Here is a 17,145-nt window from a genome sequence, read left to right on the forward strand (position 1 = left end):
TTTGATCGTTCCCACGCTCCGCGTGGGAATGCCTCTGGGGACGCTCCGCGTCCAGTGACGCGGAGCGTCACGGGCTGCATTCCCACGCAGAGCGTGGGAACGATCAACAACACTGACCGGAAGTTTCCCGGCTGATTTCTGCAGACGAAAAAAAAACGCCCCGAACCAGTCGGGGCGTTTTCATGTGCGGCTCAGCAGCGGGGAATTACTTGCCTTCCCAGCGCTTCAGTACCAGCGTAGCGTTGGTGCCGCCGAAGCCGAAGCTGTTGCTCATCACGGTGTTGATGGTGGCGTTCTCGCGGGTCTTGGTCAGCACCGGCAGATCGGCCACTTCCGGGTCGAGCTCGTCGATGTTGGCGGAGCCGGCAATGAAGTTGCCTTCCATCATCAGCATGCAGTAGATCGCTTCGTGTACGCCGGCGGCGCCCAGGGAGTGACCGGACAGGCTCTTGGTCGAGCTGATCGCTGGAGCCTTGTCGCCGAATACTTCACGCACACCTTTCATTTCCGCAACGTCGCCGACCGGAGTCGAAGTGCCGTGGGTGTTCAGGTAGTCGATCGGGGTGTCGACGGTGGACAGCGCCTGCTGCATGCAGCGGATCGCGCCTTCGCCGCTCGGAGCAACCATGTCGTAGCCATCGGACGTTGCGCCGTAGCCAACGATCTCGGCGTAGATCTTCGCGCCACGGGCCAGAGCGTGTTCCAGCTCTTCGACGACAACCATGCCGCCGCCGCCAGCGATGACGAAACCGTCGCGGTCCTTGTCGTAGGCGCGGGAAGCTTGTTCCGGGGTGTCGTTGCGCTTGCTGGACAGGGCGCCCATCGCGTCGAACAGGAACGACTGGCTCCAGTGCTCTTCTTCACCGCCACCGGCGAAGACGATGTCCTGCTTGCCCATCTGGATCTGTTCCATGGCAGTACCGATGCAGTGAGCACTGGTGGCGCAGGCAGAAGCGATGGAGTAGTTCAGGCCCTTGATCTTGAACGGCGTGGCCAGGCAAGCGGAAACGGTGCTGCTCATGGTCCGCGTTACACGGTACGGGCCAACGCGCTTCACGCCTTTCTCACGGAGGATGTCCAGCGCTTCCATCTGGTTCAGCGTGGAAGCACCACCGGAACCAGCGATCAGGCCGGTACGCGGGTTGGACACTTGCTCTTCGGTCAGGCCGGAGTCAGTGATGGCGTCTTTCATGGCCAGGTAGGCGTAAGCCGCTGCATGACCGACGAAGCGATAGATCTTGCGATCGATCAGCTCTTCAAGGTTGAGGTCGATGGAGCCGGAAACCTGGCTACGCAGACCCATTTCAGCATATTCCGGGTTGAACCGGATGCCAGGGCGGCTTGCACGCAGGTTAGCGGAGACGGTCTCTTTGTCATTGCCCAGGCACGAAACGATGCCCAGACCAGTGATAACGACGCGGCGCATGCGAATAACCCTTAGAAGTTGTCAGTGGAGGTGAACACGCCGACGCGCAGGCCTTCGGCGGTGTAGATTTCGCGTCCGTCGACACTGACCGAACCATCGGCGATGGCCATGTTCAGCTTGCCCTTGAGGACGCGTTTGATATGAATGTTGTAAGTGACTTTCTTGGCGGTCGGCAGCACCTGACCGAAGAATTTCACTTCGCCCGAACCCAACGCACGGCCGCGGCCCGGCAGGCCTTGCCAGCCCAGGAAGAAGCCGACCAGTTGCCACATGGCATCCAGACCCAGGCAGCCCGGCATCACCGGATCGCCTTCGAAATGGCAGGCGAAGAACCACAGGTCAGGGTTGATATCCAGCTCGGCGACCAATTCACCTTTGCCGTACTTGCCGCCTTCTTCGCTGATATGGGTGATGCGATCCACCATCAGCATGTTCGGGGCGGGCAGTTGCGCGTTACCTGGGCCGAACAGCTCACCGCGACTGCAGCGCAGCAGGTCTTCCCGAGTAAAGGCGTTTTGTTTGGTCATGCGAGCTCCTCAATAATCCCATGCGGCAGGTGGGGCAGATCTTCCCGACCGTTCAAGGCGTTCATGCCTCGAACCGGCAGCCTACTCATAGACTATTGCGTTGTGGTGAAAGTCACAGCACCAAGGACATGAATGTACACTTGTGCACTGAAATTTTTAATCAAGCCCCTTTTGGGGCTCGTTCGGGTGCCTAAGACTGCCGCACTTTCGCTTTTCACGCCAGTCGCAGATGGTCGAAAGGCCCACACTACGACACCCAGCGCTGCAAAATCTGCTGCAGGTCATTGCGTTTGAACGGCTTGGCCAGGTAATCGTTCATCCCCGCTGCCAGACAGGTTTCGCGATCGCCCTGCAAGGCGTTGGCGGTCAGCGCGATGATCGGCACATCGCGCCGTCCGGGCAGGTCGCGGATCTGTCGCGTGGCCTCGTAGCCGTCGATGATCGGCAGCCGGCAATCCATCAGAATCACTTCGAACTCGCTGCCCTCGGCACTGCGCACCGCCTGCGCGCCATCGGTTGCCACACTGACGGCAAAACCCAGACTGCGCAGCATCGCTTCGATCACGGTCTGGTTGACCGGGTTGTCTTCGACCAGCAACACATGGCGTCCTTCACCCTGACCACTACCGTTCGGCGCTCGCGGCGCGGCCAGCGCTGGCATTGCCTGCTTATATAGCGCCAATGGAATTTCCAGAGTGAATACCGAACCGCGTCCTTCCTCACTCTGCGCGCGCAACGTACCGCCCATGCGTTCGGCCAGGGTCCGTGCGATCGGCAGACCAAGACCGGTGCCACCGTAACGACGGGAGATCGAACTGTCGGCCTGCTGGAAGGCATTGAACATCAGCTCCAGACTTTCCGATGAAATGCCGATGCCGCTGTCGCGCACCGAGCAGGTGAACCACAGCAGTTCATGATCCAGCGATTGCCATTGCGCCTCGATGCTGACCCGGCCCTGCTCGGTGAACTTCAAGGCATTGCCGACCAGATTGACCAGAATCTGCCGGATCCGTGTCGGATCGCCCTGCACCTGCAAGCCGCGCATGTCGTCGGGAATGCGCAGATTCAGCGCCAGGCCTCGCTGCACCGCGCTGTGCTGGAACGACTGCGCGCAGGCGCCGATCAGCTCGGCGAGGTTGAACGGGATGTGCTCAAGCTCCAGCTCCGAACGTTCGATCCGCGAGAAGTCGAGAATGTCATTGATGACCTTGAGCAAGTGCTCGGTCGACTCCGAAGCGAGTGCGGCGTATTCGACCTGCTCCTCGGTCATCTCGGTGGTTTCAAGCAACTGCAACATGCCCAGCACGCCGTTCATGGGCGTGCGCAGTTCATGGCTCATCATCGCCAGAAAATCCGATTTGGCGTTGTTGGCCTTTTCCGCCTCTTCGCGGGTCTGGATCAGTTGCGCCATCGCCTGCTGCTGTTCGCGGCTGGCCTGTTCCAGCGCCTGGGCGAGGTTATTGATGTGCTGCGACAGCGCGCCCAGTTCGGTGTCATCGACAATCGGCAGCGGCGTTTTGTAATCGCCTTCCTGAATCGCCTTGACCGCATCGCCAATGTCACGGATCGGCTGCGACAGACTGCCGGCCAGACGACGGGCGACGACGAAGGTGAAGAGCAGGGCGAACAGCGCGAGAATCCCGGCCTTGAACAGGATCTCCTGCTGGCGCTGACTGAAAGCATCGTTGGACAAACCGACGATCACTCGCCCCAGATAATCCTCGCCGGCGGCGCTGTTGCTGACCTTGCCGTCCTGGAAAAAATCATTGTGCAAGGCGATCCGCTGCAAACGCACCGGCGCCTGGAACACTTCGACCTGATGCGGGCGGCTGTGGCTATCGGCCGGTTGTTCGACATACACCAGAATCCGGTTGGCGCTGTCCTGCACTTCGAGAAAGCGCACGTTGGGCGTGGCCAGTGTCGCCTTGAGCAGGCTTTCCAGCACTTCGTTGTTGCCGGAGATCACCCCGTATTCCGTGGCCGGGGCGAGTTGGTTGGCGATCAACTGGCCGGTGTGGTTCAGCTCCTGGCGCAAATCCTGGATGCGCACGAAGGTAAAGAAGCTGATCAACAGCAACGTCAGCAGCAGCGCCGGCCCGAGGCTGATCAGCTGCGTGCGGGTGTTGATGTCCCAACGGCGACGAAAACTCATGGGCGGCGCTCTCCTTCGGCCAAGGCACTGGCGACAGATGCTTCATTCAACGGTTCGATGCCTAAGGAACGAGCCACCTGCGCATTACTTGAGACTTTGAAACGAGCGGGGTAAAGCGTTCGCGGCCAAGCGCTGGTGGGCTGATCGAGCAAATGGTCGAGGACCGCCAGCCAGTCGCTCTGGTCGCTGTAGGTGCTGGCGAGGCTGCCCGCGCGAACGAATGCAATGTTGGGGCCGATCAGCGCGACCTGTCGTGAGTAGCTGCTGAGCAAGAGGTTTTTTGCCGTCTGCGAGTTGTACAGGTCGGGATCGTCGAGGCCGAGCAAGACATCGCTGCTTTTCAGCACCGCTTGCAGCGGACGGCTGTCGTGGATGTTGTCCCAGCGCTGGCTGACAATCTCCAGATTCAGCGGCCGCGCAGCCGCGCGCAATTCGTCAATGAGGAATTCGCCGTGCTCATCGAACAGCACGCCGACCCGCCGCGCCTGCGGCAAGATCCGCCGGATCAGTTGCAATTGCCGGCTCAGCGGTGGGTCGCTCCAGAGCAGGCTCAGGCGCGCCGGTTGGGCATCGGCGAAACGCTGGCGCGCCTGCAAGCGGCTGATGCGCAACACCAGCGTCGACGGGCCTTGTGAGTCTTGCAGACGCCAGTCGAGGCTGGGCAGGTCTAGGAGGATCAAGCGCAGACTGGCCGGCAGTTTGCCCGGAGCCGGCAGGCTGGCCAGCGGCTGGAACCGCACATTGTCGGTCGGGCGCAGTTCACTCAGCGCTTGTACGAAGGCCTGCACGCCGGGGCTTTCCTCGGCGCCGGTCAACAGAATATCCGCCGCTTGCACCGCGACGCCGTGCAGCCACGCAGTCATGAACAGGCAGAGCCCGGCCAGCCAGTGACCCAGGGTAGGCGTCTTCCGTGACGGGCCGGTGCACATCCTAGAACTCCAGCTCGGCACTGAAATACATCACCCGGCGTTCATCGTAATTATTGTCGACGAAAGTGTTCGGCTGATGGTCGAGGCGCTGTTGCAGCACGCCGGCCAATTGCAGCTGAGCTTTGCCAATGGCGATGCGTTTGGCGATGCGCGTGTCGACGCGCTCGAAGCGATAGCCGTTGAGCGCGTTGTCACCGTAATAGAAGAGGGCGCTGTTCCAGCCATGCCCCCAGTTGCGCAGCCAACCGGCGGAACCGCTGTTGCGCGAGGTCAACTGCTGATCCAGCGGATTGCTCGCCTCGGCGTCGACGAAGGCGTAGGTCAAACGCAAGCGGTCGGCGCTGCTGAGGCGCCAGTCGAGTTGCGTTTCGCTGCCACGAAAGCGCGAGCTGTTGGCGTTGCTGGCGATGTACTGGTTGTTGCGCAGCGGCTCGCTGATCATCCCGGTGATTTCGTCGTAGAACAGCTTCACGTCCACGGCCAGCCCCAGTTCGGCGAAGTAGCCGTTGTAGCCCAACTCGCGAGAACGCATGTGTTCCTGATCGAGATCACCGGGGCCACGGGTCTTGACGAAATAGCGCGCCGACGACTGGCCGTAAGCCGAGGGTCGCAGGTTGCTGACCTGATAGCTCCAATTGACGTTGTTCTCGAACATGTCCGGCGAACGGATTGCCTCCGAGTACACCGCGCGCAGGCCGTGACGCGGGTTGATCAGGTAGTTGACCGCGAAGCGCGGGGTCAGCGAGCTGCCGATCAGTTGCGTGTCTTCGAACATCGCCCCGCCCTGTACCAGCCAGTGCTCGGTAGCCCGCCATTCCAGTTGGCCGAAGGCGCGCCAGGTGGTGTCGTCGAGGGTGCCGTTGAAATAGGTCTCGGAATCCGCGCGGTCGTAGCGGTAATTCAGGCCGCTGACCAGGCGCAGGCTGTCGGACAGGCTGAGGGTGTCCTGCAGCTCGAGGTCGTAGCGCGATTCGCGGGCGCTCTGGTCGATATCGCCGCACAAGGTCTGGCTGGCACCGTTGCGCCATTGCTCGAGCACTTGATTGGCCAGCGCCATTTCCTGCGGCGTGCCGGGTGCCGCGCCGGGGCCGGTGAACTGGTTGATGTTGCGCGCCAGCCGTTCGGTGTAATTCGGGTTGAGCTGCCACAGCTGCGCCAGCTCGGGGCTGAACGACACCTCGGCATCGCAGGCGCGCCAGACTTGCTGGCGATCCCAGTGCTGCGCCGAACCTTGCACATACAGGCTGTGTTCGGGATTAATATCGAGGTTCCAGCGCACCGAGCCGGCGTAATCCTTGGCCACCACGTCGGAATTGTTCCCGGCGTCGGTAATCCCCGAGAACACCGGGCGGTAGGTATAAGGCCGCTGATTGCTACCGTCCTTGGCGTTGAGCTGCCAGTCGAGGCTTTGCCCTTCATTGAGGTCGTGGCTGACCGCCAGGCTCAGACGATTCAAGCGTCGACTGTCGCGATAATCGGCGCCGTTGCGGTCGCTGTCGAAACCGTCGTCTTCCTGGCCGGACAGCGACAGGCGCAGATCACCGCCATCCCAACCGGTGCCCTGACTGGCATAAAAGTCGTTGATGCCACGCTGGCCGCGCGTGATCTTCAAACGCGTGCCATGGCTGTCGGCCGGGTGGCGGGTGATGATGTTGATCACCGCCATCAGCGCGTTGGCGCCGTAGCTGACCGTGTTCGGGCCGCGAAATACCTCGATCCGGTCGATGTCTTCCATCGCTACCGGGATATCGCTCCAGTCCACCGTCGCCAGGCCGGCGCGGTACACCGAGCGGCCATCGATCAACACTTGCATGCGCCGTGCTTCGCTGGCGTTGGTGCCGTGGTAATTCACCGCCGGCTGATTGCCGTTGATGCTGCCAACCATCATCCCCGGCACCAGTCGCAGCAGCTCGCTGATGTCGCGGGCACCGCTGGCGCTGATCAGTTCGCTGTCGAGAACGGTCATGCTTCCGGGCACTTCCGCCGGCGTCTGCTTCAGCCGCGTGGCCGTGAGTACCTGCGGCAGCGTCTGGCTGTCGACGAACAGATCGTCCGCCAGCACTAGCGGGCTGAACAGCAGCGCCAGGAGCAGCGGCGAGCGCGGGGGAGGAGGGCCAGAAAACACGACACAGCCTGCAGAGAGAAGAATTGGCGCGCATGTTAACCGAGGGCGGCGACTTTTCCAGTGACGTTGCAGGCATTTTCCTAGGTTTTATTGGTCTTCTTCCTACAAATGTCGGTAATTGTTGCTGGGGCTGGCCGCCATCGGGTCGCCCCGTATAATGCCCGGCATCGCCACTGGTATGGATTAACGGATTGCATATGACTGAACAGCGCCCGATTGCGGTCCTGGGAGGCGGAAGTTTTGGTACCGCCGTGGCCAATCTGCTGGCCGAGAACGGCCATCAAGTCCTTCAGTGGATGCGTGACCCCGAGCAGGCCGAGGCCATCCGGGTCAATCGCGAAAACCCGCGTTACCTCAAAGGCATCAAGATTCTCCCGGGCGTGACTGCTGTCACCGACCTGCAAGCCACTCTCGATGCCTGCGATCTGTGCTTTGTCGCGCTGCCATCCAGCGCCTTGCGCACGGTACTCGCTGCCCATGCCGAGCGCTTGAGCGGCAAGATGCTGGTCAGCCTGACCAAAGGCATCGAAGCGCAGACCTTCAAGCTGATGAGCCAGATTCTCGAAGAGATCGCCCCGCAGGCGCGCATCGGCGTGTTGTCCGGGCCGAACCTGGCGCGGGAAATCGCTGAGCACGCACTGACCGCCACGGTGGTCGCCAGTGAAGACGAAGAACTGTGCAAAGCGGTGCAAGCCGCCCTGCACGGGCGCACCTTCCGCGTCTACGCCAGCGCCGACCGTTTCGGTGTCGAGCTGGGCGGCGCGTTGAAAAACGTTTACGCGATCATCGCCGGCATGGCGGTGGCATTGGAAATGGGCGAGAACACCAAGAGCATGCTGATCACTCGCGCCTTGGCCGAGATGACCCGCTTCGCCGTGAATCAGGGCGCCAACCCGATGACCTTCCTTGGTCTGGCCGGGGTTGGCGATCTGATCGTCACCTGTTCATCGCCCAAAAGCCGCAACTACCAGGTCGGCTTCGCCCTCGGTCAGGGCTTGAGCCTTGACGAAGCGGTGTCGCGTCTCGGCGAGGTCGCCGAAGGGGTCAACACCCTCAAAGTGCTCAAGGCCAAGTCCCAGGAAGTCGGCGTGTACATGCCGCTGGTCGCCGGGCTGCATGCGATCCTGTTCGAAGGACGCACGCTGGAGCAGGTGATCGGTCTACTGATGCGTGCCGAGCCGAAAACCGACGTCGACTTTATTTCCACCAGCGGTTTCAACTGATTCAGCTGTTACACGGACAGGAAGCAAGCCATGAACGATCCGAAAAGCGAAACCCAGTACGAATCCATCCTCCTGCGGGTGTTGTGGATGATCGTTTATCTGCTGGTCTGGCAAGTCGCGCAGTTCATCCTCGGCGCGGTGGTCTTGGTGCAACTGATCTACCGCCTGATCTACGGCGCACCGAGCGCCAGCCTGATGAATTTCGGCGACAGCCTCAGCCAGTTCCTCGCGCAGATCGGCCGCTTCGGCACGTTCCACAGTGACCAGAAGCCCTGGCCTTTCGCCGACTGGCCAGCACCGCGCACCCCGGAAGGGGAAGCGCCGCACACCGTCGCCCCGGCCGCGCATCCGGTGCGCGATGAGGAGCCCAAACTATGAAACTGTGGGTATTGCGTCATGGTGAGGCGGTGCCTCACGGCTCGAAAATCGATTCCGAGCGCGAGTTGACCGAGCATGGTCGTAACGAAGTCCTGCGCAGCGCGGCGCATCTGATGGGCCAGCCGCTGACGGCGATCTACGCCAGCCCTTATCTGCGCGCGCAGCAGACCGCGCAGATTGTCCGCGAGGCGCTGGGGTTCGAGCCGGAGATCCGTACGGTCGACTGGCTGACGCCGGAGAGTGATCCGGACAAGGTCGCCGAGCAATTGGTGTCGGTCAGTAATGTTCTGCTGGTCAGCCATAACCCGTTGTTGGGCAATCTGCTCAGCTATCTGCAGCATGGCGCCGGGCATCCGCCGGAGCGGGTCAGTACGGCGGGGCTGGCGGAGCTTGAGCACAGTGAACTGCTGATTGGCTCGATGAAGCTCAATAGTCTCAAGCACCCTTAACGCCATATCCCTGTGGGAGCGAGCCTGCTCGCGAAGGCGGCGTGTCATTCACCCTTTTTGGGGCTGACATACTGCATTCGCGAGCAGGCTCGCTCCCACATTGATTTCTGCCAACCCATGAAATTATTTGTTTGAAAATTCCAACCAAGCACTTGCTTGGTTGACTACGCTTGCTCCAAACCAAAAAAACAGGAGCGAGTCGCATGTCTGCCGCCTTCCGTTTGCCGCTGGACGTGTTCTACGAACGGGAAGCCCGGCACCCGCGCCAGCGCTTTCTGGTGCAGCCCATCGGCGGTGGTCAGGTCGAGACGCTGACGTGGGCCGATGTCGGCCATCAGGCCCGCTGTGCGGCGCACTGGTTGCGCGCGCGGGAGCTGCCGCCCGGCAGCCACATTGCGCTGATCTCGAAAAATTGCGCGCACTGGATCATCGCCGATCTGGCGATCTGGATGGCCGGGCATGTGTCCGTGCCGCTGTACCCCAATCTCACCGCTGAATCCGTTGCGCAAGTGCTGACTCACTCGGAAAGTGCGCTGGCGTTCATCGGTAAGCTCGATGATTGGGCAGGCATGGCGCAAGGCGTGCCGACGGGTTTGCCGACCATCAGCCTGCCGCTGCATCCGCCCGGCGAGTTCGATTACAGCTGGGCGGACCTGCAGAGCTGTTCGCCAATCCAGGACGATCCACGCCCCGCCGCCGAACAGTTGGCGACGATCATCTACACCTCCGGCACCACCGGCCTGCCCAAAGGCGTGATGCACAGTTTCGCCAATCTCGGTTTCGCCACCAGTCGCGGCACGCAGCTGTTCGGGCTCAACGAAAACGATCGGCTGCTGTCGTATCTACCGCTGTGCCACGTTGCCGAGCGCATGTTTGTCGAGTTGGCTTCGATCTATACCGGGCAGACCGTGTTCTTCGCCGAAAGCCTCGAGACTTTCATCACCGATCTGCAGCGCGCGCGGCCTACGGCAATGTTCGGCGTGCCGCGTATCTGGACCAAATTCCAGATGGGTGTGTACAGCAAGATCCCGGCGCAGCGTCTGGATTTTCTCCTCGGGCTGCCCTTCATCGGCAAGCGGGTCGGGCACAAAGTGCTGGCCGGGCTCGGCCTGGATGCCTTGCGCGTAGCGTTGTCGGGCGCCGCGCCGGTACCGCAGACCTTGCTCGCCTGGTATCAGAAACTTGGCCTCGATGTGCTGGAGGTGTACGGCATGACCGAGGGCTGCGGCTATTCGCATATCTGCCTGCCGGGGCGATACAAGCAAGGCTGGATTGGCCAGCCGTGCCCGGAAGTCGAGGTGCGCATCGATGAGTCCGGCGAGGTGCAGGTGCGCAGCCAGGCCAACATGCTCGGCTATTTCAAGGAACCGCAGAAAACTGCCGAGACGCTGACCGCCGACGGCTTTCTGCGCACCGGCGACAAGGGCGAGCAGGACAGCGAAGGGCGCCTGCGCCTGACCGGGCGACTCAAGGAAATCTTCAAGACCAGCAAGGGCAAATACGTCGCGCCGGCACCGATCGAAAACCGCCTGGCCGTGCATTCGCGCATCGAACAGGTCTGCGTGGTCGGCGATGGCCTGAGTGCACCGCTGGGGTTGTGCGTGCTGTCGACGGCCAATCAGCAAGAGCCTCGTGCCAGTCTGCACGCCAGCCTGGAAAAATTGCTGGAGGAGGTCAACGCCGCCCTCGACAAGCACGAACGCCTGCACCGACTGGTGGTGGTCAAGGACAGTTGGGCGGTGGACAACGGCTTCCTCACGCCGACTCTGAAAATCAAACGCAACGTCATCGAAGACCGCTACGGCGCACGCTTCGAAGAATGGAGCGCGCGCAGCGAGGCGGTGCTGTGGCAGGATTGAGCATCGATTACAACAACAAAGGAAGTCTGCGATGAGCTTGTGGCGTACTACTCCCGACATCGAACAGTTGAATGCGATCCAGAAGAACACCATCGGCGAAGTGCTGGATATTCGTTTCGAAGCCTTCGACGAACAGTCGCTGACCGCGAGCATGGTCATCGACCATCGCACCCACCAGCCTTACGGTCTGCTGCATGGCGGCGCATCGGTGGTACTGGCGGAAACCGTCGGCTCGATGGCCAGTTATCTGTGCATCGATGCCAGCAAGTTCTATTGCGTCGGCCTGGAGATCAACGCCAACCATTTGCGCGGTTTGCGCAGTGGGCGGGTGACGGCGGTGGCCACGCCGATTCATATCGGGCGCACCACGCATGTCTGGGACATCCGTTTGACCAGCGACGAAGGCAAGGCCAGTTGCGTATCGCGCCTGACCATGGCGGTGGTGCCGCTGGGGGAACAGCCGCCGCTGCGTTGACATCTATCGGGTTCCGTCAGGTCGAGCCCTCACCCCAGCCCTCTCCCAGAGGGAGAGGGGGCCTACCGTGTGGTTTTCGCGATCCTCGTCGACCTGATAATTCGAGTCGAGCTCAGGTCCCGGACACTCCCCCGATCTGCTCCCTTTCCCCCTCGCTCCCTTGGGGGAGAGGGCTGGGGTGAGGGGGCAGCGGTCTCGCTGATACACATCACCCTGACCGGACTGTCATCATTCCTGGCACTTACAGTCATTGCTGCGGTGCCGGCTCTTGCGGACAATCAACGCCACGTTTCCCGCCCATGGATTTGCCCGCATGTCGCAACCGATCTTTTTCGCCCACGCCAACGGTTTCCCCTCGGGGACCTATGGCAAGTTGTTCGCGGCGCTGGCGCCGGAGTATCGGGTCGCGCATCTGGAGCAGCATGCCCATGACCCGCGTTTTCCGGCAGACGACAACTGGTACAACCTGGTCGATGAACTGATCCATCACCTGGAGCAGCAGGAACAGCCGGTATGGGGCGTCGGCCACTCCTTTGGCGGTCTGCTGCACTTGCACGCGGCGTTGCGCTGTCCCGAGCTGTATCGCGGCGTGGTGATGCTCGACTCACCGGTGCTGACCCGCACCGATCAGTGGGTGATTCGCGCGGCCAAGCGCTTTGGTTTCATCGACCGGCTGACTCCCGCCGGGCGCACCCTCGGACGCCGTGAAGAATTCGCCGATCTCGACAGCGCGCGCAGTTACTTTTCCGGCAAAACCCTGTTTCGCGGCTTCGATCCGGAATGCTTCGATGCCTACCTGCAACACGGTTTGCATCAGGTCGACGACAAGCTGCGTCTGCGTTTCGACCCGGCCACGGAAATCAGCATTTATCGCGGCGTGCCGCACACCAGCCCCGGGCGCACCCGCCAGTTGCAGGTGCCGCTGGCCATCGTGCGGGGGCACAAGAGCCGCGTGGTCATGCGCCATCACACACGTTTCGTCTCGCGCCTGCCCCAAGGCGAGGCGCTGAGCATGCCTGGCGGGCACATGTTCCCGCTGGAGCGTCCGCAGGACACGGCGCGGCTGCTCAAGAATCTGTTCATGCGCTGGGAACAGCGGCAGAACAAGGATTGCGCATGAGCCCGACCTGCGAAGAAGTGCGCCTGAACCTGCCGCACATCGAATTGGCCGCGCATATGTTCGGCCCCGAGGACGGCCTGCCGGTGATCGCGTTGCACGGCTGGCTCGACAACGCCAACAGCTTCGCCCGGCTGGCGCCCAAGCTTGACGGCTTGCGCATCGTCGCGCTGGACATGGCCGGCCACGGTCATTCCGGGCATCGGCCAAGCGGCGCCGGTTATGCCTTGTGGGACTACGCCCATGATGTGTTGCAAGTCGCTGAACAACTGGGCTGGAAGCGTTTCGGCCTGCTCGGGCATTCGATGGGCGCGATTGTCTCGATGGTGCTGGCCGGTTCGCTGCCCGAGCGCATCAGCCATCTGGCGCTGATCGACGGCGTGATTCCTCCGACAGACAAGGGCGAAAACGCTGCCGAGCGCATGGGCATGGCCTTACAGGCGCAACTCGCTCTGCGGGACAAGCGCAAACCGGTCTATACCACCCTCGAGCGAGCCATCGAGGCACGGATGAAAGGTCTGGTGGCGGTCAGTCGCGAAGCCGCTGAGCTGTTGGCCCAGCGCGGTTTGATGCCGGTGCCCGGCGGTTACACCTGGCGCACCGACAATCGCCTGACCCTGCCATCGCCGCTGCGCCTGACGGAAGAACAGGCGATGGCGTTTGCCTCGCGCGTCAGTTGCCCGGCTCATCTGGTGGTCGCGGCGGATGGCATGTTGGCCAGGCATCCTGAGTTGCTGGAGCGTCTACCCTTCAGCCACGAACAGTTGCCGGGCGGGCATCATCTGCACCTGAATGATGAGGCTGGCGCAGGTCTTGTAGCAGACTGTTTCAATCGCTTCTTCGCCATGCCTTGACTTGCTACCGGCAACTGCCGAGGCTGGGCGGGTTGAAACAGGAGACAAACTTGATGGATTTCTATACCGCTGCGACCCCGACCCGCCCAGCCATGACCGTCCGGTGAGCCTGACTATGCGGCCACTCAGTCTTTTCGCGCTGTGCTGCTTCAGCTCCTTGTCCTTCGCTGCCGATGTGCCGGGCAGCCAGGATCTGCAAATCGTGCCGCGTCTGGCCGACGCACAGATCGTCGACTATCGCCCGGCGGCCGAGCTGGAGCGCATCTACCCGCTGGGCTCGATCCGCAAGATCAGCGGCCAGTTACGCTTCGACGGTCAGGTCACCGCCCGCGGCCAGACCACCTCGGTGACTTACGAGTTGCCGCCGGAACATTCCGCCACCGAAGCCTTCACCGCCGCCCGCGAAGCCCTGCAACAGCAGGACGCCGAGTTGCTGTTCTGGTGCCAGGCCCGCGATTGCGGCGAAAGCAGCCTGTGGGCCAACGAGGTGTTCGGCAACGCCAAGCTGTATGGCGCTGACGAGCAGCAGGCTTATCTGTTGCTCCGGCTGGCGGCGCCAAAGGACAACACGCTGGTGGCGCTCTACAGCATCACTCGCGGCAATCGCAAAGCCTATCTGCATGTCGAACAGTTCGAGGCGACTGCGCCGTTGGGCGAGTTGTTGCCGACCTCGGCGACCCTGCTGCGCCAGTTGAAAAGCACTGGTGAGCTGGATTTCCCGAAACTGGTCGAGGAGCCGGATGCCACCTGGTTGCGCCTGATATCCCGTGGCCTGAATCTCGACACGACCTTGCGGGTCACGGTTTCCGGGCCCAAGGCCGAAGCCTGGCGCCAGGCGTTGATCACTCAGGGTGTGCGGGCGGCCCGGATGGAAACCGGCAATCTCGAAGGCTCTGGCCTGCGCATCGACCTGTTGCGATAAGCTGTGCCGGGCGAGCATGCACGCAGTGTTCGCCTACTCTTTCGCTGACTGACTTTGCCGAGACTTCCCATGCTCAATAACGATCGCCTGCTGGTGCAGATTCTGCTGCTGGTGTTATTCGGTGCCAGCCTGTGGGTGATGGCGCCGTTCTGGTCGGCGCTGTTCTGGGGCGCGGTGCTGGCGTTCGCCAGTTGGCCGCTGATGCGTTTGTTGACCCGCGCGCTCAATGGCCGCGAATCGCTGGCCGCGTTGATCCTGACACTGGGCTGGATGTTGCTGGTGGCGGCGCCGCTGGTGTGGCTGGGTTTCAATCTTGCCGATCATGTGCGCGATGCCACGGCATTCATCAAGGATGTGCAGGTCGACGGTTTGCCGGAAGCGCCCACCTGGCTTGGCAGCGTGCCATTGGTTGGTGAGCGACTGGTGGCGATGTGGGACAGCATCGATCAGCAGGGCGCGGCGTTGATGGTCTCGATCAAGCCATATCTGGGCCAGGTCGGTAACTGGCTGCTGGCGCGCAGTGCGCAGATCGGCGGCGGGATTCTCGAGCTGACGCTGAGCCTGGTGTTCGTGTTCTTTTTCTACCGTGACGGGCCACGACTGGCGGCGTTTGTGCACAGTCTGCTGCAGCGCTTGATTGGCGATCGTGCCGGTTATTACATCGAATTGGTGGCGGGCACGGTGCAGCGGGTGGTCAACGGCGTGATTGGTACGGCGGCGGCGCAGGCGGTGCTGGCGTTGATCGGCTTTTTGATTGCCGGGGTTCCTGGGGCGCTGGTGCTGGGGATCGTCACGTTTATGCTGAGTCTGATTCCGATGGGGCCACCGCTGGTGTGGGTGCCGGCTACGGCTTGGCTGGTGTGGAAGGGGGAGTACGGGATGGCGATCTTTCTCGGGATCTGGGGGACGTTCATCATCAGTGGCGTGGACAATGTGCTCAAGCCGTATCTGATCAGCCGTGGCGGTAATCTGCCGTTGGTGATTGTGTTGCTCGGGGTGTTTGGCGGGTTGATTGCGTTTGGCTTTATCGGGTTGTTTATTGGGCCTACTTTGTTGGCGGTGGCTTATAGTTTGTTGACGGATTGGAGTAAGAGTCAGGCTCGGGTCTAGCGGGGGGGCTTGGCGGCCTTTGGGCCGACCAGGCTCTTGGGGTTTTGGGTGAATATCCGTTTCTGCGGGTGTTGCTGATTACGGTTCCGCCCTTACGGCGGGTCACCTTTTTCAAACGCCAAAAAGGTAACCCAAAAGGCTTGCTCCTACGTTCGGCCCTCGCAGGCTCGGGTCCCTTCGCTCCGGGACTGATCCGGGCGCAGCGGCTACGGTTTGCTTCGCTGCACCTCCTTCCGCTGTGTCTGGCTGCGCCAGACGGTCGCTGCGCTCCCACGCCCGGATCAATCCCTCCACTCAGCCTTCCGACGTCGCCGGTGGATCAAGATCAAAAGCACTCGAGCTTGCGCTCATTGTTGAGTGGGGCGGCTTCGCCGCGGGCAGCTGCGCTGCTTTGCTTTGGCTTTTGATTTTGTGGGAGCGAGCCTGCTCGCGAAGGCGGCTTGGCAGCCACCCATATCTCTCTGAAACCACTCGATCCCTGTGGGAGCTGGCTTGCCAGCGATAGCGCCCCCACATCCAACCAATATCTGCCGAATACACTCAGTTTCATTGTGGGAGCGAGCTTGCTCGCGAAGAGGCCGATACATTCAACAGATGCATTGAATCATCAGACGCTTTCGCGAGCAGGCTCGCTCCCACTTCAAGTCGGCTGGGCCTCAGCCTCGTGGCAACCGGACAACGGCGGTCAGCCCGCCACCCGGCGTTTCTTCCAGATCCAACCGCCCACCCAGCCGCTGCGCGGCTTCGCGGGCGATGGTCATGCCCAGCCCTACGCCGCCGGAGTTGCGGTTGCGCGAGCCTTCCAGTCGGTAAAACGGCTCAAACACCGCTTCACGCTGGTCCTCAGCAATCCCCGGCCCGTGATCAATCACCCGAATCAGCAATTCCTCACGCTGTTCCAACAGTTCAATCCGCGCCTGTCCGGCGTAACGCAGGGCGTTGTCCAGCAGGTTGTTGATGCACGAGCGCAGCGCCATCGGTTGTACTGGCAAAGGCGCGCAGTGGCCGCTGGCCTGTACATCGGCGCCCTGGTCCTGGGCGTTTTCGCACAGCGATTCGACCAGCGCCTGCACGTCCAGCAACTGCAAGGCTTCGCTGGTGCGTTGTTCGTGCAGATAGGTGAGGGTGGCGTCGAGCATGCCGATCATGTCGTCCAGATCCTGGCGCATCTGGCTTTGCAGCTTGTCGTCGCTGATGTTTTCCAGACGCAGTTTCAGCCGTGACAGTGGCGTGCGCAGGTCGTGGGAGACGGCGCCGAGCATGCGCGCGCGTTGCTGGACCTGTTCGCGGATGCGCCGTTGCATGAGGTTGAAGGTGTGCGCCGCTTGCCGGGCTTCGCGCGGGCCGGATTCGTCGAGGGGGTCGCTGTCTAGGTCTTCGCTCAGGCGCTCGGCGGCGTCGCTCAGGCGCTGGATCGGCCGGGTGAGCAGTTTGGCACCGTACCAGGCGGCGATCATCAGCGTGATGAATTGAAAGGTCAGCGGTACCACCGGGCCACCGAACCAGGGGCGTGTTTGCCTCGGTGGGTAAGCGGTGTTGTGCAGCGGCGGTTGGCCGTCGATGTTCGCTGAGAACTCGGGCGGTGGTGGGGGCGGAGGA

General features: G+C 62.0%; 15 protein-coding genes. 9 read left to right on the top strand and 6 right to left on the bottom strand.

The genetic code is table 11. The features are described 5' to 3' along the window. Positions 1-205 precede the first annotated feature (205 nt). The 5 genes from fabB to D8U70_RS26925 form a co-directional block, all read right to left on the bottom strand. Entirely contained in the window at positions 206-1,426 is a 1,221-nt protein-coding gene (gene fabB, locus D8U70_RS26905) for a beta-ketoacyl-ACP synthase I (protein WP_016773647.1), read from the bottom strand. Between the two features lie 11 nt (positions 1,427-1,437). Further along, positions 1,438-1,953 carry a 3-hydroxyacyl-[acyl-carrier-protein] dehydratase FabA gene (gene fabA / locus D8U70_RS26910; protein WP_024013962.1) on the bottom strand — a complete coding sequence of 172 codons (516 nt, stop codon included), beginning with the start codon at positions 1,951-1,953 and terminating at the stop codon, positions 1,438-1,440. 247 nt (positions 1,954-2,200) lie between these two features. Further along, positions 2,201-4,105 (bottom strand): ATP-binding protein, encoded by a 1,905-nt coding sequence (locus D8U70_RS26915; RefSeq protein ID WP_095181591.1) that lies wholly within the window; start codon positions 4,103-4,105, stop codon positions 2,201-2,203. Next, positions 4,102-5,034: an ABC transporter substrate-binding protein gene (locus tag D8U70_RS26920; RefSeq protein ID WP_071173252.1), complete on the bottom strand. Its 933-nt coding sequence runs from the start codon at positions 5,032-5,034 to the stop codon at positions 4,102-4,104. Before D8U70_RS26920 ends, D8U70_RS26915 begins: the two co-directional genes overlap by 4 nt. A gap of 1 nt (position 5,035) precedes the next feature. Beyond that, positions 5,036-7,159 (bottom strand): TonB-dependent receptor, encoded by a 2,124-nt coding sequence (locus D8U70_RS26925; protein ID WP_130930144.1) that lies wholly within the window; start codon positions 7,157-7,159, stop codon positions 5,036-5,038. Positions 7,160-7,356: 197 nt separating this feature from the next. Between D8U70_RS26925 and D8U70_RS26930 the strand changes: the two genes are divergently transcribed. The 9 genes from D8U70_RS26930 to D8U70_RS26970 all read left to right on the top strand — a co-directional run bounded on the left by D8U70_RS26930 (position 7,357) and on the right by D8U70_RS26970 (position 15,546). Beyond that, a complete protein-coding gene (locus D8U70_RS26930) occupies positions 7,357-8,382 on the top strand; it encodes an NAD(P)H-dependent glycerol-3-phosphate dehydrogenase (RefSeq protein ID WP_024013958.1) in 1,026 nt (341 codons plus the stop codon). A 30-nt stretch (positions 8,383-8,412) separates the two neighbouring features. Further along, positions 8,413-8,760 carry a DUF4389 domain-containing protein gene (locus D8U70_RS26935; protein ID WP_016773653.1) on the top strand — a complete coding sequence of 116 codons (348 nt, stop codon included), beginning with the start codon at positions 8,413-8,415 and terminating at the stop codon, positions 8,758-8,760. Next, entirely contained in the window at positions 8,757-9,209 is a 453-nt protein-coding gene (sixA, locus tag D8U70_RS26940) for a phosphohistidine phosphatase SixA (protein WP_130930145.1), read from the top strand. Before D8U70_RS26935 ends, sixA begins: the two co-directional genes overlap by 4 nt. A gap of 203 nt (positions 9,210-9,412) precedes the next feature. Continuing rightward, a complete protein-coding gene (locus D8U70_RS26945; RefSeq protein WP_130930146.1) occupies positions 9,413-11,068 on the top strand; it encodes an AMP-binding protein in 1,656 nt (551 codons plus the stop codon). A 31-nt stretch (positions 11,069-11,099) separates the two neighbouring features. Next, positions 11,100-11,543: a hotdog fold thioesterase gene (locus D8U70_RS26950; RefSeq protein ID WP_016773655.1), complete on the top strand. Its 444-nt coding sequence runs from the start codon at positions 11,100-11,102 to the stop codon at positions 11,541-11,543. A gap of 313 nt (positions 11,544-11,856) precedes the next feature. Beyond that, on the top strand, positions 11,857-12,663 hold the full coding sequence (locus D8U70_RS26955; RefSeq protein WP_041479594.1) for an alpha/beta hydrolase: 807 nt from the start codon (positions 11,857-11,859) through the stop codon (positions 12,661-12,663). Next, positions 12,660-13,514 carry an alpha/beta hydrolase gene (locus D8U70_RS26960; protein WP_071173246.1) on the top strand — a complete coding sequence of 285 codons (855 nt, stop codon included), beginning with the start codon at positions 12,660-12,662 and terminating at the stop codon, positions 13,512-13,514. Before D8U70_RS26955 ends, D8U70_RS26960 begins: the two co-directional genes overlap by 4 nt. A 115-nt stretch (positions 13,515-13,629) precedes the next feature. Next, positions 13,630-14,436: a DUF4892 domain-containing protein gene (locus D8U70_RS26965; protein WP_051600530.1), complete on the top strand. Its 807-nt coding sequence runs from the start codon at positions 13,630-13,632 to the stop codon at positions 14,434-14,436. A gap of 69 nt (positions 14,437-14,505) precedes the next feature. Continuing rightward, positions 14,506-15,546: an AI-2E family transporter gene (locus D8U70_RS26970; protein ID WP_071173244.1), complete on the top strand. Its 1,041-nt coding sequence runs from the start codon at positions 14,506-14,508 to the stop codon at positions 15,544-15,546. A 656-nt stretch (positions 15,547-16,202) separates the two neighbouring features. On the opposite strand, the gene D8U70_RS26975 is transcribed toward D8U70_RS26970, so the two are convergent. Further along, a partial coding sequence (locus D8U70_RS26975; RefSeq protein ID WP_130930147.1) for an ATP-binding protein occupies positions 16,203-17,145 on the bottom strand: 943 nt, incomplete at its 5' end.

This window comes from Pseudomonas sp. Sample_20 (genome assembly GCF_004307585.1).
Classification (GTDB): Bacteria; Pseudomonadota; Gammaproteobacteria; order Pseudomonadales; family Pseudomonadaceae; genus Aquipseudomonas; species Aquipseudomonas atacamensis.